This window comes from Limnohabitans sp. (assembly GCF_046052825.1).
Lineage (GTDB): Bacteria > Pseudomonadota > Gammaproteobacteria > Burkholderiales > Burkholderiaceae_C > Limnohabitans.
The window spans coordinates 26,384-43,925 of record NZ_JAVLFP010000087.1 but is presented as its reverse complement, the minus strand read 5'-3'; the positions used below and the strand labels follow the sequence as shown (position 1 = coordinate 43,925).

General features: G+C 59.7%; 19 protein-coding genes. 11 read left to right on the top strand and 8 right to left on the bottom strand.

What is annotated here, in order from left to right; translation table 11 throughout:
• Positions 1 to 25: 25 nt before the first annotated feature.
• Positions 26 to 553, bottom strand: a complete 528-nt coding sequence (locus ACKWJN_RS14235; protein ID WP_408597957.1) for an amidohydrolase family protein — start codon at positions 551 to 553, stop codon at positions 26 to 28.
• Positions 554 to 622: 69 nt separating this feature from the next.
• Positions 623 to 1,657 carry an esterase gene (locus ACKWJN_RS14230; RefSeq protein ID WP_408597955.1) on the bottom strand — a complete coding sequence of 345 codons (1,035 nt, stop codon included), beginning with the start codon at positions 1,655 to 1,657 and terminating at the stop codon, positions 623 to 625.
• 116 nt (positions 1,658 to 1,773) lie between these two features.
• On the opposite strand from ACKWJN_RS14230, the gene ACKWJN_RS14225 reads away from it, so the two are divergent.
• From ACKWJN_RS14225 to ACKWJN_RS14175, 11 genes are all read left to right on the top strand, one after another.
• Complete coding sequence (locus ACKWJN_RS14225; RefSeq protein WP_408597953.1) at positions 1,774 to 2,745, top strand: tripartite tricarboxylate transporter substrate binding protein; 972 nt, start codon at positions 1,774 to 1,776, stop codon at positions 2,743 to 2,745.
• A gap of 21 nt (positions 2,746 to 2,766) precedes the next feature.
• The gene (locus ACKWJN_RS14220) at positions 2,767 to 4,506 is read left to right on the top strand and encodes a CocE/NonD family hydrolase (protein WP_408597951.1); all 1,740 of its coding nucleotides are present in this window, start codon (positions 2,767 to 2,769) and stop codon (positions 4,504 to 4,506) included.
• Between the two features lie 92 nt (positions 4,507 to 4,598).
• On the top strand, positions 4,599 to 5,795 hold the full coding sequence (locus ACKWJN_RS14215) for an FAD-dependent oxidoreductase (protein WP_408597949.1): 1,197 nt from the start codon (positions 4,599 to 4,601) through the stop codon (positions 5,793 to 5,795).
• Positions 5,796 to 5,896: 101 nt separating this feature from the next.
• Entirely contained in the window at positions 5,897 to 6,694 is a 798-nt protein-coding gene (locus ACKWJN_RS14210; RefSeq protein WP_408597960.1) for an oxaloacetate decarboxylase, read from the top strand.
• 7 nt (positions 6,695 to 6,701) lie between these two features.
• Complete coding sequence (locus tag ACKWJN_RS14205) at positions 6,702 to 7,322, top strand: isochorismatase family protein (protein WP_408597947.1); 621 nt, start codon at positions 6,702 to 6,704, stop codon at positions 7,320 to 7,322.
• A 5-nt stretch (positions 7,323 to 7,327) separates the two neighbouring features.
• A complete protein-coding gene (locus ACKWJN_RS14200; RefSeq protein WP_408597946.1) occupies positions 7,328 to 8,071 on the top strand; it encodes a hypothetical protein in 744 nt (247 codons plus the stop codon).
• A gap of 78 nt (positions 8,072 to 8,149) precedes the next feature.
• Positions 8,150 to 9,118: a Bug family tripartite tricarboxylate transporter substrate binding protein gene (locus tag ACKWJN_RS14195; RefSeq protein WP_408597944.1), complete on the top strand. Its 969-nt coding sequence runs from the start codon at positions 8,150 to 8,152 to the stop codon at positions 9,116 to 9,118.
• 22 nt (positions 9,119 to 9,140) lie between these two features.
• The gene (locus ACKWJN_RS14190) at positions 9,141 to 10,793 is read left to right on the top strand and encodes an acyl-CoA synthetase (protein ID WP_408597943.1); all 1,653 of its coding nucleotides are present in this window, start codon (positions 9,141 to 9,143) and stop codon (positions 10,791 to 10,793) included.
• Positions 10,794 to 10,797: 4 nt separating this feature from the next.
• Positions 10,798 to 11,580 carry an enoyl-CoA hydratase gene (locus ACKWJN_RS14185; protein ID WP_408597942.1) on the top strand — a complete coding sequence of 261 codons (783 nt, stop codon included), beginning with the start codon at positions 10,798 to 10,800 and terminating at the stop codon, positions 11,578 to 11,580.
• Positions 11,581 to 11,623: 43 nt separating this feature from the next.
• The gene (locus tag ACKWJN_RS14180) at positions 11,624 to 12,142 is read left to right on the top strand and encodes a GlcG/HbpS family heme-binding protein (RefSeq protein ID WP_408597940.1); all 519 of its coding nucleotides are present in this window, start codon (positions 11,624 to 11,626) and stop codon (positions 12,140 to 12,142) included.
• A 63-nt stretch (positions 12,143 to 12,205) separates the two neighbouring features.
• Positions 12,206 to 12,421 (top strand): DUF3820 family protein, encoded by a 216-nt coding sequence (locus ACKWJN_RS14175; RefSeq protein ID WP_408597939.1) that lies wholly within the window; start codon positions 12,206 to 12,208, stop codon positions 12,419 to 12,421.
• A 33-nt stretch (positions 12,422 to 12,454) separates the two neighbouring features.
• Here the strand turns inward: ACKWJN_RS14175 and ACKWJN_RS14170 are convergent, their stop codons facing one another.
• The 6 genes from ACKWJN_RS14170 to ACKWJN_RS14145 all read right to left on the bottom strand — a co-directional run bounded on the left by ACKWJN_RS14170 (position 12,455) and on the right by ACKWJN_RS14145 (position 17,542).
• On the bottom strand, positions 12,455 to 12,847 hold the full coding sequence (locus tag ACKWJN_RS14170) for a hypothetical protein (protein ID WP_408597937.1): 393 nt from the start codon (positions 12,845 to 12,847) through the stop codon (positions 12,455 to 12,457).
• Positions 12,847 to 13,128 (bottom strand): hypothetical protein, encoded by a 282-nt coding sequence (locus ACKWJN_RS14165; protein WP_408597936.1) that lies wholly within the window; start codon positions 13,126 to 13,128, stop codon positions 12,847 to 12,849. The genes ACKWJN_RS14170 and ACKWJN_RS14165 overlap by 1 nt, the downstream gene beginning before the upstream one ends.
• Positions 13,129 to 13,427: 299 nt before the next feature.
• Positions 13,428 to 13,877 (bottom strand): PIN domain-containing protein, encoded by a 450-nt coding sequence (locus ACKWJN_RS14160; RefSeq protein ID WP_408597935.1) that lies wholly within the window; start codon positions 13,875 to 13,877, stop codon positions 13,428 to 13,430.
• 1 nt (position 13,878) lies between these two features.
• On the bottom strand, positions 13,879 to 14,103 hold the full coding sequence (locus tag ACKWJN_RS14155) for a DUF6364 family protein (protein ID WP_408597933.1): 225 nt from the start codon (positions 14,101 to 14,103) through the stop codon (positions 13,879 to 13,881).
• Positions 14,104 to 14,237: 134 nt separating this feature from the next.
• Positions 14,238 to 15,701 carry an aldehyde dehydrogenase family protein gene (locus tag ACKWJN_RS14150; RefSeq protein WP_408597931.1) on the bottom strand — a complete coding sequence of 488 codons (1,464 nt, stop codon included), beginning with the start codon at positions 15,699 to 15,701 and terminating at the stop codon, positions 14,238 to 14,240.
• 59 nt (positions 15,702 to 15,760) lie between these two features.
• A complete protein-coding gene (locus ACKWJN_RS14145; RefSeq protein ID WP_408597930.1) occupies positions 15,761 to 17,542 on the bottom strand; it encodes a thiamine pyrophosphate-binding protein in 1,782 nt (593 codons plus the stop codon).

The following is a 17,542-nucleotide window of genomic DNA, read 5'->3' as shown; positions in this document are numbered from 1 at the left end:
TACACGAGCCTTATCGTCGGCAGCGTCAGATGTGTATAAGAGACAGGGTGGGGTGCATCCACACGGGCATGTTGTGCACGTTGGTGATGCGCTCGAAGATTTGAAAAATCTCGGGCTCGTCCAAGGCTTTGCCGTTCACACTGGACAAAATTTGCACGCCCTTGGCGCCGAGTTTTTCAATCGCGTAGTCCATCTCTTCGAGGGCTGCTGCGGGGTTGTTCATGGGCAGCGAGGCGACAAAGGTTGGAAACTTGTCAGGCCATTGGCGGCAAATCTCGGCCATGCCTTCGTTGGCCACGCGCGCATAGCCGGGCGACACATCGGGCCCGCCGAGCATTTCGGGTGAGGGCACGGCCAGCGAAATGACTTGCTGCACGTCTGGGAAACCGTTGAGCATCTCGACGCGCGCGGGCATGTCCCAGAGCATGCGCAAATTGCTCATGCGTTTGATCATGCCGGGCTCTTTGCCATGCTGTTTGACCAGCTCCACATAGGCCAGGGGCATGACGTGGTTGTAGATGTCGATTTTGGTGTTGTTCACAGGGTCGGTCACGGGCAGTCTCTGGTCGGGTTGGTGGTCAAAGTTGGAGAAATGAAAGCGCTGGGTTGATGGACGCTGGGGTCATGGCCGGATGTTTTGGTCCATCCAAGTGGCCAGCCAGGCGCCAATTTGCAAGCTGTGTTTGTCTTGCATCAGCATGTGCGAGGCGCCGGGCAAACCCACACTGGCCAGCTCAATTTGTTGGGCTTTGCCGCCGGCTTGGTTGACCGCCGCGACAAACTCACGGCACAGCTTCAAGCGAGGTGCCCAGCGCGGAGACAGTTCCACATAGTCGCCCCACAGCACCAAGATGGGCATGCCCAAGTAAGGCTTCAGATCGGCCTTTGGGTCGGGGCAGGCACCGGGCTCCACCGCCACGATGCCTTGGATGCCACGGGTGTCGAGCGCTGCGGTTTGGAACGGAAAGATGCCCGACTGCGAATGGCTCATCAGCACCGCGCCTTTGAGTTGTTGGGCCAGCTGCGACAGCGCAGGCACAGTGGGGTTCGGCGTGGGCAAGGCGTTGAGCCAATCGGGCACCATTTGTTTGAAGAACTCGCCTTGGGCTTCCAGCGGGAACTGCATGCCAGGAAAGACCTCGGGGTACTTGGCACCAAAACGAAAGATGGCCCAAGCACCTTCTTGTGACGCCCCAAACACCTGCGGCAAAGTGTCTGCACTGGCCTTGCCCGCTTTGACTTGCACGATGGCGGAGGGGTTGGCGGCCGATCTGCCGCGTGAGACTTGGTCGATGACATAGGTGGGGTAGCCACGGCGCACAAACAACTCGTCCCAGCCCATGCGCCCGTCGGGGGTGGACTCCCAAGTCTTGCCAGTCAAGCAGCAGCCGTGGATCAACACCAAGGGGGGGCGCTTGGCGGCCACCGGTTCTTGGAAGCGCACATACATCTGCTCCACCGCGATCGTGCCCGATGGGGCGTAGGCGGGCAACAGCGACAGGTGGGCCGATTCGATGTTGCGTCCACCCACAAAGAAACTGCCTTGTTTGGCAATGGTGAGGGGTCCGTTGTCGGCGGTGGAAGTCGGGGGGCTGGCGCATCCGCTGAGGGCGAGCGCGGCCACGGTTGCCGCCAGCGCGGCCATGATCTGTTTCATCGTGTCTCCTTTTTCCACAATATATGAGAGAGCGCCTCAGCGCCATGTAACCTTCATGACTGTCTGTGGGGTGGGCTTGCGCCATCATGCGCGCACACAACAACAGGAGCACACAGATGATGCGTCATCTCACGCAAGCAGCCCTTGCTTTGGGCCTAGGGTTGAGCTTAGGGTTGGTTTCTTTCACGGCTCAGTCTCAGACATTTCCCACCAAGCCGGTGCGCTTGGTGATTCCGTTCGCCCCAGGTGGCAGCACCGACGCCAGTGCGCGGATCATCCAAGACAAGCTCAGCACCTTGTGGGGTCAGCCCCTCGTCATCGACACCAAGCCCGGAGCCAACACCATCATTGGCACCGACTTGGTGGCCAAAGCCCCAGGGGACGGCTACACCTTGTTGCTGACCTCCACCGCCTATGTGGTCAACCCCAGCATGTACCAAAAGCTGCCCTATGACCCGATGAGCGACTTCATGCCGGTGACCATGGTCTCCGTCTCGCCGTTTGCCTTGGTGACGCCCGTGGCCAGTTCGATCAAGTCGATCAAAGACGTGTTGGCCATGGAACGCGCCAACGTGGGTGGCTTGGCGTTTGGGGTGTCGGACTCCAGCGCTGCGCTGTCGGGGCATTTGCTCAACATGATGGGCAAGATCCACATGCAAAGCGTGTCGTACAAGGGCGCAGGCCCCTTGATGACCGACTTGGCCGGCGGCCATGTGCCCCTGGGGATTGCTGCCGTGAGCTCGGTGCAATCCCAGGTGCGCGCCGGGCGTGTGCGCATCTTGGGGGTGGGGGCGTCCAAGCCGTCGCCCTTGTTTCCTGATGCGCCCACCATTGCGGCGGACATCCCGGGTTATGAGGCCATCTCATGGTTTGGGTTGTTTGCGCCCAAGGGCACGCCCAAAGACGTGGTGGCCAAGATCCAACGCGATGTCGCCACGGTCTTGAAAGACCCCGAGATTCAAAAACGTTTCTTTGACATCGGCGCCGAAGTGGGCGGTCAAAGCAGCGACGACTTTGCCGCCCGTGTGCGCAGCGACATGGACTTGTGGGCCAAGGTGGCCAAGTCTGCTGGCATCAAACCCGAATAACCCCCCCGAGAGGAACGACACATGGATTTCAAAACCGAAGTGCGCGACGGCATGCGCATCGACTGGGATGTGCCCATCGTCATGGACGATGGCTTGGTGCTGCGCGCTGACGTGTTTCGCCCCATCGCCGAAGGCCGTTATCCGGTCATCATGACCTACGGGCCCTACGGCAAAGGCGTGGCGTTTCAAGAGGGCTACAAAACCTCGTGGGAAATCATGTGCCGCGAAAACCCGGACGCAGTGTCTGGCACCACCAACCAATACGCCAATTGGGAAGTGGTAGACCCTGAGAAATGGGTGCCCGATGGCTTTGTGTGTTTGCGCGTGGACTCACGCGGCGCGGGCCGCTCACCCGGTTACTTGTGCCACAACAACGACCGCGAGCAGCAGGACTACCACGACTGCATCGAGTGGGCCGCTGTGCAGCCTTGGTCCAGCGGCAAGGTGGGGCTCAACGGCATCTCGTATTACGGCGCCAACCAATGGCGTGCGGCGGCCATGCAGCCACCGCACCTGGCCGCCATTTGTGTGTGGGAAGGCTGGCACGACAACTACCGCGACGGCAACCGCCACGGCGGCATCTTGTGCAGCTTTCGCAAGAACTGGCAAGACATGCAAGTCAAAACCGTGCAGCACGGCGTGGGCGAGCGTGGGCGCAAACACCCGGTCACGGGCGAGCTGGCCTGCGGCCCTGAAACACTGAGCGAAGAAGAGCTGATCAACAACCGCGAAAACATGGCCGCTCAGTTGTTGGCCCATGAGTGGGACGGCCCTTACTACCGCGAACGTTCGGCCAACTTGGCCCGGGTGCAAGTGCCCTTGCTGTCGGCGGCCAACTGGGGTGGCCACGGCTTGCACCTGCGCGGCAACCTGGAGGGTTTTGTCGGCGCGGCTTCCAGCCAAAAATGGCTCGAAGCCCACGGAGGCTCGCACTGGGCTCCGTTCTACACCGACTACGGTGTGAACATGCAAAAGAAGTTCTTCAACTACTTTTTGAAGGGCGAGCAAAACGGCTGGGACCAAGAGCCCCGCATCCGTTTGCAGGTGCGTCACCCCGGCGAAAAATTTGTCGAGCGTCACGAAACCGAATGGCCGCTGGCACGCACCCAGTGGACCCACTTCTACCTCAACCCGCACGACATGTCCCTCTCGCGCACGCCTGTGCAGGCATCGGGCAGCGTGACCTATGAGGCCATGGGCGAGGGCGTGACTTTTTCAACGCCACCACTGACTGAGCCCATGGAGCTGACCGGGCCCTCTGCCCTCAAGCTGTTCTTGTCGTCGAGCACGGTGGACGCCGATGTGTTTGCCGTGTTGCGGGTGTTTGACCCGCAAGGGGTGGAGGTGGTGTTTCAAGGCGCCTTGGACCCGCACACCCCGATCAGCTTGGGTTGGTTGCGTGCCTCGCACCGCAAACTCGATGCCGCGCGTTCACTGCCGTACCGCCCGTTCCACAGCCACGACGAAAAACAAGCGCTGGTGCCAGGGCAAGTGGTCGAGCTGGATGTGGAGATTTGGGCCACCTGCATCGTGGTGCCCGTGGGTTACCGCGTGGCGTTGACCTTGCGTGGCAAAGACTACGAGTGGGATGGTCCTGCGGCCAGTTTGTCGAACATGAAGCACCCCATGAAAGGCTGTGGTCCCTTTGTGCATGACGACCCCGAAGACCGTCCGGTCGAGGTGTTTGGCGGCCAAGTGACCTTGCACATTGGTGCCGACCAACCTGCCAGCGTGTTGCTGCCGGTGATTCCTGTTGCGTGATGCCTCAACCGGTTGAGGTGGTTGCAGATGGGAGAAACGTGAATGTCCCAAAAATACCACGTGTGTACAGTTGAAATTTTTCAGAGACCCACATGAGAACTCCGCATATCTTGATCGCTGGCGCCGGCCCCGTTGGCTTGGTGTCAGCCTTGGTGCTGGGCAGCGCAGGATTGCGCGTCACGGTGGTCGAGGCCGCAGATGCGCTGAACGCGGACCTGCGCGCCTCTACCTTTCATCCGCCGACCTTGGACATGTTGTCCCGCTATGGGTTGACGGATGCCCTGATCGCGCAAGGTTTGGTGGCGCGCTACACCCAGCAGCGTGACAGAAAAGAAGGACTGATTGCCGAGTTCGACATGCACACCCTCCAGGGGGACACCGACTTTCCATTTCGTGTGCAGTGCGAACAGTGGAAGTTGACCCAACTGATCAAAGCAAAACTCGATCTCATGCCCGATGTGACACTGTTGTTTGGCACACGCATGGAAGGCATCACCCAGACCGACAGCCAGGTGGTGGCCACGTTGAGCACTCAGGGGCAAACCCATGCCTTGGAGGCGGATTACTTGATTGGCGCGGATGGTGCTTCGAGCGCCGTTCGCAAAAGCCTGGGCATTGAGTTTGAAGGTTTCACCTACCCCGAGCGTTTTTTGGTGGTCTCTACCGAATTTGAGTATGCCGACCACTTGCCGCATTTGTCGTATGTGAATTACTGTTCTGACCCGCACGAATGGTGCGTCTTGCTGCGCGTGCCCACGCTGTGGCGTGTGCTGTTTCCCACCAAGGTCGACGAGAGCGATGAAGACGTCATGGGCGATGTCTCGGTGCAAAAACGCTTGCAAGACTTGTTGCCCCAATCCACGCCGTATGAAACGGTGCACCGCACTTTGTACAAGGTGCACCAGCGGGTGGCCAAACACTTTCGCCAACAGCGTGTGTTCTTGGCCGGTGACGCGTCGCACATCAACAATCCACTCGGTGGCATGGGCATGAATGGCGGGGTGCACGACGCCATGAACCTGTGTGACAAATTGCTGGCGGTGTTGCAGCGCGGTGAGAGCGAGTCCGTGCTCGACCGCTACGAACGACAGCGTCGCACCATTGCCATTGAATACATCAATGCCAGCACCGCGCGCAACAAAAAAGAAATTGAAGAGCGCGACCCAGCCGTGCGCCAAAAGACCCACGATGAGTTGCGCGCGATTGCGGCCGATCCGGTGGCCTCGCGCACTTACCTCAGAAAAACATCCATGATCGATGCCCTGACACGGGCGGAGGCAATTGCATGAACCCGATCCACAACACACGACCCACGGCCACCCAACGGCGCGCTTTGTTGCGCAGTCGCATCCAAAAAGGCGAACTGGTCATTGCGCCCGGTGTGTTCGAGATGGTGTCTGCCACCATGGCCGATCGCATGGGCTTTGATGCCTTGTACATGACGGGTTATGGCACCGTGGCTTCTTACTTGGGATTGCCCGATGCGGGTTTGGCCAGCTATGCCGACATGGTCAATCGGGTGCAGCAGTTTGCCAGCATCACCACCACCCCCATGATTTGCGATGCAGACACCGGCTTTGGTGGCTTGCTCAATGTGATGCACACGGTGCGCGGCTATGAGGCCGCAGGCGCGTGTGCCATTCAGCTGGAGGACCAGGAGTTCCCCAAAAAGTGCGGTCACATGCTGGGTCGGCGGGTCATCCCGGCCCAACAAATGGCCGACAAAATTCGCGTCGCCGTGGAGAGCCGCAGCGACCCCAACTTTTTGATCATCGCGCGCACCGATGCACGCACCACCCTCGGTTTGGACGAGGCCATGCGTCGTGCCGAGATGTACGCTCGGGCTGGCGCTGATTTGTTGTTCATCGAAAGCCCCGAATCGGTGGAAGAGATGGCCCAGATCACGCGCGCCTTTGACCTGCCCTTGGTGGCCAACATGGTGGAGGGCGGTCGCACGCCAGTGCTCACGCACGAAGAGCTCAAATCGCTGGGGTATGGCTTGGCGATCTTTCCAGCCACCGCCTTTTTGGCCGCTGGCGCCGCTTTTGAGGGGGTGTACAACAGCCTCAAGGCGGATGGGTCCAGCACAAAAACCCAAGTGCCTCTGTACGAATTCCAGAAGTTTTCAAAGTTGATGGGCTTTGACTGGGTGTCTGAGTTTGACCAAGCGCACGCGCAAAAAGACTGAGCACAGCATGGACAAGCACCAAATTTACCAACACCAAGGTTTGGGTGGAAGTTCGGGCATTGGCCAGCGTTGCGCCCTGGTGTTGGTGGACTTTGTGAATGGCTTTGTCGACGTGGACCAGTTGGGCGGCCCCCACATTGAGCAGGCTGCAGACCACACCCAAGTGCTGTTGACCTGGTTTCGTCAGCGCCAGTGGCCGGTGGTGCACACCCGCGTGGTCTTTGAGGAAGATGGGGCCAACCACAATGTGTTCGCGCTGCGCGTCAAACCGCTGCAACAACTCACGGAGCATGCGCATGCCTCGCAGATCGTTGACCCCCTCAAGCCTCAAGCGGGTGAGTGGGTGATTCGCAAACAATCTGCTTCGGCGTTCTTTGACACCGGACTGGCCGCTTGGTTGCATTTGCGTGGTGTGGACACGGCCGTCATCGTGGGATGCACCACCAGTGGGTGTGTGCGGGCCACGGTGGTGGACGCCATGCAACACAACTTCAAAACCGTGGTGATCAGCGATTGCGTGGGCGACCGTGCCATCGAACCGCATGACGCCAATCTGTTTGACATGCAGCAAAAGTATGCCGATGTCATGACGCGCGACAGTTTCATAGACCAACTTGAAAAAAGGTGACTCGCATGACAGACCATTTGGGCTACCGAAAAAAACTGGGCACCTTGGGGCCATCGACCAACACCATCGTGCAACCTGATTTTGATGATTTGCGGCCCGTGGGCGTGACCAACCACTACAGCCGAATCGTCATTCCCAACAACCCGGTCAATGACGACGCGAGTTTTTTGCGCTTGGTGGAAAGCATCAATGCCGCCACGGTCGATGCAGTGGACGTGTTGCGCACCTGCGAGATGGACTACATGGTCATGGGCATGTCTGCTGCCACCTTTTGGAATGGGCGTGATGGCGCGTCGACCTATCTGGACAAGTTGACCGACCGTGCCCAGGTGGGCGTTTCTTGTGGCTCGTTTGCCACCGAGGCGGCCTTGAATGTGTACAAAGCCAAGCGCATCGCCTTCATGTCGCCTTATTTTGAGGTGGCCAATGCGCAGGTCAGGCGCTTTTTTCAAGACTGTGGTTTCACCGTGGTGCGCGATCTGTGTTTGCAGCGTCCCAGCCCCGTTCAAATTGCCCACACCACCGACGAGATGTGTCGCCAAGCGATTCGCCAACTCGACGGGGACGATGTAGACGCCATTGTTCAGGTTGGAACCAACCTCTCCATGATCCGCATGGCCGCTGCCGCTGAGTTGTTTCTGGGCAAACCGGTCATTGCCATCAACACCGCCACCTACTGGCATGCCTTGCGAGCCGTGGGCATCACCGACAAAAAGGCCGGCTTTGGCACTCTGCTGGAACTCCATTGATCCATTCACTCATTGATCGATTGATGCATGCATGCATTGAGCGATCGCCTTTTGCTTTATCTCGGAGAACCCATGCGCATGACACGTCACTTTTTTGTGTGTTTGGTTTTGTTGGGCTGGGTGGGCACGACGCCAACCCTTAGGGCAGAGACGTTCCCCAGTAAAAAACTGGTGATCGTGGTGCCCGCCTTGACCGGCAGCTCCGATGTGTTTGCCCGCGCCATGGCCCTGCGCTTGGCACCTGCGCTGGGACAGCCGGTGGTGGTTGAACAAAAGCCAGGCGCTGGCACCAACATTGGCAACGACTTTGTGGCGAAATCTGCGCCCGATGGCCACACCCTGCTCATCAACGGTTTGCCCTTGGTCACCAACCAGGCCTTGTACGCCAAGTTGCCCTACGACACCATGCGCGACTTGACGCCGGTGATCGAAGTGGCCGAGGTGCCCAATGTGATCACCGTGCCAGCCTCGCTGCCCATCAGCACCCTGCGTGAGTTGGTGGACTTGGCCAAGAAAGAGCCGGATCGTTTCAACTACGGCACGCCAGGTGCTGGGAGCTCAGGGCATTTGTCGGCCGAGCTCTTGAGTGTCAAAAGCGGGGCCAAGTTCACCCATGTGCCGTACCAAGGCAACGCACAAGCGACGAATGACCATTTGGGTGGGATCTTGCAAGTGGGATTCATCAACTTGCCTGTGGGTTTGCAGTTCGTCAAGGCCGGCCGTCTCAAAGCGCTGGCGGTGACCAGTTCAAAGCGCAGCCCCATGTTGCCGGATGTGCCCACGGTGGCCGAGGCGCTGAACATGCCCGACTATGAGTTGACCGGTTGGTTTGGCATCATGGTGCCCAGCAAAACGCCGCCCGATGTGGTGGCGCGCTTGAACCTGGAGATCGGCAAAGTGCTCAGTGACCCCAGCTACATCGAGATCGTCAAAGCGGCGGGTGGTACGGTCTTGGGTGGCAGTGCAGCTCAGTTTGAGGCCCGCATGCGTCGCGACACCTTGAGGCTGTCTGAGGTGATCCGCATCACCGGGGCCAAGGCCAATTGAGTGGTGACGAGGAGAAACATCCATGTCGGCGATCTTTGATCAACATTTAGACAAAACCCTGGCCAACTTTGTGGCGCTGTCTCCGGTCAGTTTTGTGGAGCGCAGTGCCGAAGTTTTTCCGGATTTGACCGCCGTGATCCACGGTGAGCGGCGCTACACCTGGGCCCAGGTGCGCGAGCGCTCTGCACGCTTGGCGGCTGCATTGGCTGGCGCGGGCATACAACGCGGCAGCACCGTCAGCGTGATGCTCTCCAACACCCCCGAGATGGTGGAGGCGCACTATGCCGTGCCCGCACTCAATGCGGTGCTCAACACCTTGAACACCCGCCTCGATGCCCACTTGCTGGCGTGGCAGATGAACCACTGTGAAGCCACGGTCTTGATCACCGATCTTGAGTTTTCCACCACGGTGGCAAAAGCTTTGCAAATTCTCAAAGATGAGTTTCAGCGCGAGCTGCTGGTGATTGATGTGTGCGACAGCGAGTACACCGGGGCTGGCCAGCGGGTGGGGGCTCACGAATACGAGGCTTGGTTGGCGCAGCACCAGCCCGTCGATCAACTGCAAGGCCCGCGCGATGAATGGGATGCCATCGCGGTGAGCTACACCTCGGGCACGACCGGCGACCCCAAGGGCGTGGTCACCCATCACCGAGGGGCTTACCTCAATGCGGTCAGCAATGCGGTGACTTGGACCATGCCCAACTTCCCCCGTTACTTGTGGACACTGCCGATGTTCCATTGCAACGGGTGGTGTTTCCCGTGGACGGTGGCGATGCTGGGTGGGACGCATGTGTGTTTGCGCCAGGTGGATGCAGCACACATTTTCAAAGCCTTGGCGGAGCACCAAGTCGATCACTACTGCGCAGCACCCATTGTTCACAACCTGTTGATCGCCGCGCCGGATGAGGTGCGCCTCGACATTCCACACACGGTCAAAGGCATGGTGGCAGGGGCCGCACCACCAGCCTCGATGATCGAAGGCATGGCCAAGTTGGGCTTTGACATCACGCATGTGTACGGTTTGACCGAGGTCTACGGCCCCGCGTCGGTTTCGGTCAAAAGGTCGTCGTGGCAACACGAGAGTTTGTCTGAACAGACCCGCCTCAATGGCCGTCAAGGCGTGCGTTACCCGATGCAAGAGGGCATGACCGTCAAGCACCCCAAGACCTTGGAAGAAGTGGCCAGCGATGGCGAGACCATGGGCGAAATCATGTTCCGGGGCAATGTGGTGATGAAGGGTTACTTGAAAAACCCCAAAGCCACGGCAGAGGCCTTTCAAGGGGGGTGGTTTCACACCGGCGACCTGGCCGTTTTGGAGGCCGATCGCTACGTCAAAATCAAAGACCGCAGCAAAGACATCATCATCTCGGGGGGCGAGAACATCAGCTCTTTGGAGGTCGAGGACGCGCTCTACCGCCATCCCCAGGTGGTGGCCTGTGCCGTGGTGGCCAAACAAGACGACAGATGGGGCGAGACTCCGGTGGCCTATGTGGAGCTCAAACCGGGCAGCACCACCAGCGCGCAAGAACTGATCGCACACTGTAAGTCCTTGTTGGCCAGTTACAAAACGCCCAAAGACGTGCGGTTTGAGGCGATACCCAAAACGTCCACTGGAAAAATTCAAAAATTCCAGTTGCGTGAACGTGTCAACCAAGCACCCACCCCGAAAGTTTGACCCGATGCAAGAACAGAGCCTGGAGGGCGTGCATCACACCTGGGACGAGCGCGGGGTGCATGACATTTGCCTCAGCCGTCCCGATGCCTTCAATGTCTTGTCCAGCCGTGTGATGCACGCGATGCAACAGGCGCTCGACCGGGTGGCCGAAGACCCCCAAGCGCGTGTGCTGGTGTTGGGCCATCAAGGCAAAGCCTTCAGTGCGGGCCACGACTTGCGCGAGATGCGTGCCACGCCCAGCCTGGCCCATTACCAAGCCTTGTTTGCCCAGTGCACGCGCATGATGCTGCGCGTGCAGCAGCTGCCCGTGCCGGTGATCGCCGTGGTGGATGGCATGGCCACGGCCGCAGGCTGCCAGCTGGTGGCCATGTGTGATTTGGCGCTCGCGTCCTCCACATCGAAGTTTGCGGTCAGTGGCGTGAATTTGGGGCTGTTTTGTTCCACCCCCAGCGTGGCACTCTCGCGCAACCTGGGGCGCAAAGCGGCGTTTGAGATGTTGGTCACGGGGGACTTCATCTCAGCCCATCAGGCCCTGGACCAGGGTCTGCTCAACGCAGTGGTGGCGTCTGACGAGTTGGCGTCCAAGGTGGCGCACTATGTGCAGAGCATCTTGGCCAAACCGCGCCATGCCATTGCGATTGGCAAGCAGCTGTTTTACCAACAGCTGGAGCAGCCTATGGCGGTGGCGTATCAAAACGCCGAGCAAGCCATGGCTCACAACATGATGGATGCATTGACACAAGAGGGTGTTCAAGCTTTCATCGACAAGCGCAAGCCCCGTTGGTGACGCGCGGCCTCGAATTTGTTTTTTATTTTTTCAGGAGGCAGTCATGACATTCAAAAAATTGCGTTGTATCGTGGCCTCGGCCAGCTTGGGGCTGTGCCTTGGTTTGACCACCGGCACCGCGCTGGCACAGGCGAGCTTTGCAGCGCCACCTCAAATTCCGTATGGCGCGCCCATCAGCACCGAGGCAGCCAAAAAAGCTGCGGCTGCCGCCATTGCGGAAGCGCAAAAGAACAAATGGAAGATGGCCGTGGCCATCGTCGACACTGGTGGCCATTTGATTTACTTTGAACGCATGCAAGACACCCAAACGGGCAGCGTGGACTTGGCGATTGAGAAGGCCCGCACCTCGGCCTTGTTCCGTCGCCCGACCAAGTTGTTCCAAGACGCGGTGGCGGGTGGTGGCGAGGGCCTGCGCTTGCTGCGCTTGACGGGCTCTATCCCGATTGACGGCGGCATTCCCATCATCCAAGACGGCAAGCTCGTCGGCGCTGTGGGTGTGTCGGGTGGCAGCGGCGACCAAGATGGACACACGGCCATGGCCGGGGCGGCTGGCTTGAAGTAAGCGTGTACGTGATGCCAAAATCAAAGCCCTCCACGTGGAGGGCTTTTTTGATGAGCCAAGTCTGTGAACCCCGAAGATCTGCACAAGTTGGTCACACTGACCATGCCGTTTGGCAAATACCAAGGCCGCCTCTTAGCCGACCTGCCCGGCAACTACCTCCATTGGTTTGCGCGTGAAGGCTTTCCCAAAGGCGAGATCGGTCGTCTGTTGGCGCTGATGCAAGAGATTGACCACAACGGCTTGGGTGAGTTGTTGCGGCCATTGCGGGCCAAACCGTAAATCTCACCACACCGCCATGTGCGTGTGTTTAACTCAGACAAAAGCGGTGGCGGCAATCCGAACCATGCTCGGATGCAGAGTTCCGAGCTTTGGGATTTGGCCGTGTGCCGCGTGAGGTGGAACTGAGAAGTAGACGTCGTTGAACGGTAGCTCAAGCACGTTTTTCAGGTCGAACTTGGTGTCGTAGCTCAACCCGGCGCTGGCATAGGCTGCAGGGTGCTCGCTTTTTGAGATCCTGAATTCCCCACTGCAGAGGCGATCCGTCTTTTGGCTGTTCCCGAATGCCACGCTCGCGAAGGTCATACCTTCTTCGTCTTCCTTGGTTGAAACAATGAGACCAGGGCGTGGTTTGGGTTTGGGGTGAATGTTGTCGGGGAAGTGGCACCAGACGATTTCGCCGGCCGTGGGTTGCGGCCACCAGCGCATCAGGGGTTTGCCAATTCAAAAAGACTGCTGCGGACAGTGCCGCCTTTGGCCTTAGGGGCTGATTTTTTAACCTGATTGAGTTGGGCTTTGGTCAAAGCCCCCTCATCTGCCTCGTATTGAGGCAGGAACTTGGTGGCCAACTCATGCAGCGCCAGGTGAATCACTTGCGTTTCGTCAACACCCAATACATCAGCCAGACGTTTGGTCGTTGTGCGGGTCACGCCAGTGGCGCTGTCTTGCGGGCGATAACGGAAGGCGATCTGGGCCGCCGCAGCTCTCATCTCTGGCTCCTTGGAGGTTGGATATCTTAAAGACATCAGAGGGGCGAGGTGTTCTCAATAGGAAGGGGAGTGCCGGGAGGGCTGCTGGGATGAAGGAGCTGAAGACATCGCCAAAGTTCCTTCATCGGTGCCCCAGTGATTTTCTGAAATGGCTGCGTTGTCCCTCAACTCTCTGAAAAGAGTGATCCATGCTGCTAGCCACACCAGCGCTTTCAACGCTCAACCATGGCATCAAGAAGGTGGTTCAACCTAGTGCTGAAAGTATTTTGATTCAAGCCAGTTGGACTTAAAGTCAAAAATCAAGACTTCGTAGGTTTTTGAGCGACAAGTTCAACGCCCGTAAAAGGATTGGAAATGCGAACGCCGTTGACCTCTTCGCCTGCGTTCATGTCTTCAGTCCAGAGGACGCTGCAGCCCGCGGTATGGGCGCTTGCGAGCACCATGGCATCAAAGAATGAAACGCTGCGCGTTTGGCGCACATCCAGAGCCGCGCGAATGATCGTGGGGGTCACTTGGACCACCTCAAACTGTTCGTAGAGATCCAACTGCGACCGAAGGTCACGCTCAGAGAGTTTGAGTTTCTTGAGAGCCACGTTGCAAAATTCCTGCAGCACTTGTGTGGACAGGACACCAAGGCCTTGCTCGTACAGTTCTTTCAACAGGTCGAGTGCTGCGCGCTGTTTGTCAGGGACATCGCTGGCTTGCGCATAAACCAGTACGTTTGTATCGATGAAACTGCGCACGGCCATGTCAGCGCTCGTTGGCTTCGTCGCGGTTGAACTGCCAGCCATCCAGCCGAGCGGTGGAGTTCAAACAACGTTCTTCGAACTGTGACCATTGCTGGCCGCGGCGCGACTCTCCAGCAAGTTGCTCGAGGTAATCACGCACCAATTGATTGAGGCTCTTGCCCATGCGTTGCGCAGCCTGGCGCGCGCGTTGTGCGACTTGTTCGTCCACTGAAAGCGTGATGTTCATGGATTCACTCCATCAAATGGAAAATATTATGTGCGCACATAGCCTGTGCGTCAAGTCTCAATTTATTCCAATGGGTTAGGAGCTTGCCGTGTTTTTTGAAGCCCAGTGGGGAGCTGCTGGGATCTCGCCATGCCTCACAACACCACATGCACGTTCTTGTGCTGGGTGTAAGTGAGCAGTTCATCAAAGCCTTCTTCGCGGCCAATGCCCGACTGCTTGTAGCCGCCGAATGACGCGCCAATGAAGTGGCTGCTGGTGTGGTTGACCCACACATAGCCTGCTTGCACACGTCCCGCTGCGCGGTGGGCGTTGGACAGGTTGCTGCTCCAGATGGAGGCGGTCAAGCCATATTCCACCGCGTTGACTTGGTCGAACAGCGTGTCTTCGTCGTCCCACTTGAGCACCGACAAAATCGGCCCAAACACTTCTTCGTTGGCAATGCGCATGTCTTGCGTGACGCCCGTGAACACTGTGGGCTCCACAAACCAACCGTTGGCCAGCGCCGCATCTGTGGGCACCTTGCCGCCATAGGCCAGGTGCGCGCCACCGGCTTTGGCGATCTCGATGTAGCCCATGATTTTTTCCCACTGGGCCTTGGAGATGATCGAGCCCATGGTGGTGGCCATGTCGGTGGGAATGCCGGGTTTGTAGTGGGTGATCGCTTTGAGCAAGCCCGCCACCACTTGGTCATACACCGAGGCATGGACAAACAAGCGCGAGGTGGAGCCGCAGCTCTGGCCGCACCAGGTGAAGTTCATGCCGCCCACGGCACCGGCGATGGCTTTGTCCATGTCGGCATCCGGGTAGATGATGCAAGCGTTCTTGCCGCCCAACTCCAGCGTGACGTGTTTGAGTTGGTCGGCTGCGGCTTTGGCAATGGCGCGTCCAGTGGGCACGCTGCCAATGAGCGACAAGCGAGGCACCAGCGGGTGGTTCACCAAGGCCTGCCCACCAGGGGCGCCAGAGCTGATGATGTTGAGCACACCGGGCGGCAAGATGCCGTCGATCAACTCCATCATGCGGTAGGCCGACAGCGGTGCCTGGTAGGGCGGCTTCATGATCACGGTGTTGCCCGCAATCAAGGGCGGTGCCATCTTGGCGGCGGTGAACATGATGGGGTGGTTGTAGGCCACGATGCGGGCGCACACGCCATAGGGCTCGCGCACCGAATAGTTCAGCACGCCGTCGCCCATGGGCAGGGTCTCGCCTTTGATCTCGGTGGCCAGGCCGGCATAAAAGTCAATTTGCGCGGCGGCGATCAGGGCGTCGCGCTGCATTTCGCTGATCGGGTTGCCGCAGTTGGCCGCGTCGATCATGGCCAGCTCAAACGCGTTCTCGCGCAGCACAGCCGCTACTTTCTTGAGCAAGGCGGCACGCTCCAGCGGCTTGAACTTGCGCCACACCGCAAAGCCAGCATGCGCGGCACGCACTGCAGCGTCCACGTCCTCGGCGTTGGCTTCGGCACAGGGGCCGAGCGATTCGCCGGTGGCGGGGTTGTGGGTGTCGAGGTAGCCACCCAAGGGCTTGTGCCACGCGCCGCCGTAATACAAGTCGCGGTGGGTGGGCAGGAGTTGGCGGTAGTTGGAGGTGTCAGACATGGTGGGTTCAAACTTGGGCGGTGTGGGAGGAGTGACTCAAGGTGACTGGGGCAAGAGCTTCAGCGTTTGTGAACCGCAGAGCTGGTGGTGGCGGCGTTGCCGCTCATGTTGGCGTCGTAGCCCGGGGCCACGCAGGCGTCGATGACGCACACCTTGCCCGCTTGCACGGCCTGCAAACCTTGGGCAATGGCCGCGTGCAGGTCTTGGGCACGGCGCACGGGGCCAATGCCTTCGGCCCCCATGGCGCGGGCCATTTGGGCAATGTCAATCTCGGGCTCGCTCATGCGCTGGCCAATCCATTTGTTCTCGGTCGGGCGGTGACGTTCTTTGGCCACGCGCTCTTGGTGCAACTCGTCATTGAAGAACGAGTGGTTGTTGCACACGATCAGCAGCAGCGGAATGCCATAGCGCACCGCGGTCCACACGGCGGTGTTGCCCATCAAAAAGTCGCCGTCGCCAATCAGGGCCACCGGGATGCGGTCTGAGTTCGCGTCGCGCAAGGCCAAGGCCACGCCCACCGCGTTGCCAGGGCCCGCGCCAATGCCGCCGCCGCCGTCGGCCCCGAGGTAGTCCATCGGGTGGCGGAAGTGGCGGTAGGCCCCGTTCCAGCCCAAGGGCAGGCGCGCCAAACACAGGTGCAGGTCTTGGGCGCAGTCGTGCAGCACATCGGCCACAGCGCGCAGGCTCACCACATCGTCATCGGGCAGGGCGGGCCGTGCGGCTTTGGCGGGCCAGCTGCCCGCTGGGCGAGCTGTGACCGCCTCGTTCAAGGCGGCCACGGCAGCGTCTGGCTCGCACAGCATGTACACATCGGCCGGGGGCAAGCTGCCACCGTCCATGCTCCAGCCCCGGTGGATGTGCATGTCCAGCGACACATGGATGACTTGTGCCGTGCAGGTGCCGCCTTGCAGGGCTTGCTTGAACGCACCCCCTGGGTCGACCCAGTCGAGCATCAGCACCACATCGGCCTCGCGCACAGCGGCGCAGGCCTCAGGGCTCATGAAGTAAGCGGGCGAGCCCACGTGCTGGGGGTGGTCGGTGGGGAATGAGGCTGCGTTTTTGAGGTCGGTGATGACGGGGGCTTGCAGCGCTTCGGCCAGTGCCACGCGGGGCTGCCAGTCGGCCACATCACGCGACATGCGGCCCATCAAGATGACGGGCTTTTTGGCGTTGGACAGCAGCTGCGCTGCGCGTTGCACATCGGTGGGAGATGGCGGTGGGGCCACAGGGGCGGCATAGCGCGTGGGGTCGGGCGTGGGCACCAGGCCTTCGGTTTTGCTTTCTTGCAAGGCTGCATCGAGGTTGATGTAGACCGGGCCACGCGGTGCGGTTTGGGCAATTTGCCCGCCGCGCAGCAAGGCCTCAATGGCTGCAGGCACCGAGCCGGGCTGGTTGTCCCACTTGGTGTAGTCGCGCACCAGCGCGCCTTGGTCGCTCACGGTGTGGATCCAGTCGATCCAGGGGCGACGCCTTGCCGCGTCCCACGGCCCGGTGGCACCCAGCATGAGCACCGGCATGCGGTCGCACCAGGCGTTGAACACCGCCATGGTGGCATGCATCAGCCCGACGTTGGAGTGCACCACCGCGCCCATCATGCGGCCCGACGCCTTGGCAAAACCTTGGGCAATGGCAATGGCCACTTCTTCGTGCAGGCACAGCAGCATTTGCGGTGCGCTGTTGCCCAGGTGGTTGACCAAGCTGTCGTGCAAGCCCCGGTAGCTGGCACCGGGGTTCAGGGCCAGGTAGGGCACGCCCATGGCGCGCAGGCATTCGGCGATCGAGTCGCTGCCCCAGTAGGTGGCGGGTTCGAGGTTGGGGGTGGGTTCTTCGCGTTTGATCAT

What these genes read in the sequence shown, in the direction of transcription:
- ACKWJN_RS14230 (WP_408597955.1), bottom strand. Translation starts at nt 1,657, where the DNA reads ATGAAACAGATCATGGCCGCGCTGGCGGCAACCGTGGCCGCGCTCGCC.
- ACKWJN_RS14225 (WP_408597953.1), top strand. Translation starts at nt 1,774, where the DNA reads ATGATGCGTCATCTCACGCAAGCAGCCCTTGCTTTGGGCCTAGGGTTG.
- ACKWJN_RS14220 (WP_408597951.1), top strand. Translation starts at nt 2,767, where the DNA reads ATGGATTTCAAAACCGAAGTGCGCGACGGCATGCGCATCGACTGGGAT.
- ACKWJN_RS14215 (WP_408597949.1), top strand. Translation starts at nt 4,599, where the DNA reads ATGAGAACTCCGCATATCTTGATCGCTGGCGCCGGCCCCGTTGGCTTG.
- ACKWJN_RS14210 (WP_408597960.1), top strand. Translation starts at nt 5,897, where the DNA reads ATGGTGTCTGCCACCATGGCCGATCGCATGGGCTTTGATGCCTTGTAC.
- ACKWJN_RS14205 (WP_408597947.1), top strand. Translation starts at nt 6,702, where the DNA reads ATGGACAAGCACCAAATTTACCAACACCAAGGTTTGGGTGGAAGTTCG.
- ACKWJN_RS14200 (WP_408597946.1), top strand. Translation starts at nt 7,328, where the DNA reads ATGACAGACCATTTGGGCTACCGAAAAAAACTGGGCACCTTGGGGCCA.
- ACKWJN_RS14195 (WP_408597944.1), top strand. Translation starts at nt 8,150, where the DNA reads ATGACACGTCACTTTTTTGTGTGTTTGGTTTTGTTGGGCTGGGTGGGC.
- ACKWJN_RS14190 (WP_408597943.1), top strand. Translation starts at nt 9,141, where the DNA reads ATGTCGGCGATCTTTGATCAACATTTAGACAAAACCCTGGCCAACTTT.
- ACKWJN_RS14185 (WP_408597942.1), top strand. Translation starts at nt 10,798, where the DNA reads ATGCAAGAACAGAGCCTGGAGGGCGTGCATCACACCTGGGACGAGCGC.
- ACKWJN_RS14180 (WP_408597940.1), top strand. Translation starts at nt 11,624, where the DNA reads ATGACATTCAAAAAATTGCGTTGTATCGTGGCCTCGGCCAGCTTGGGG.
- ACKWJN_RS14170 (WP_408597937.1), bottom strand. Translation starts at nt 12,847, where the DNA reads ATGCGCTGGTGGCCGCAACCCACGGCCGGCGAAATCGTCTGGTGCCAC.
- ACKWJN_RS14165 (WP_408597936.1), bottom strand. Translation starts at nt 13,128, where the DNA reads ATGAGAGCTGCGGCGGCCCAGATCGCCTTCCGTTATCGCCCGCAAGAC.
- ACKWJN_RS14160 (WP_408597935.1), bottom strand. Translation starts at nt 13,877, where the DNA reads ATGGCCGTGCGCAGTTTCATCGATACAAACGTACTGGTTTATGCGCAA.
- ACKWJN_RS14155 (WP_408597933.1), bottom strand. Translation starts at nt 14,103, where the DNA reads ATGAACATCACGCTTTCAGTGGACGAACAAGTCGCACAACGCGCGCGC.
- ACKWJN_RS14150 (WP_408597931.1), bottom strand. Translation starts at nt 15,701, where the DNA reads ATGTCTGACACCTCCAACTACCGCCAACTCCTGCCCACCCACCGCGAC.
- ACKWJN_RS14145 (WP_408597930.1), bottom strand. Translation starts at nt 17,542, where the DNA reads ATGATCAAACGCGAAGAACCCACCCCCAACCTCGAACCCGCCACCTAC.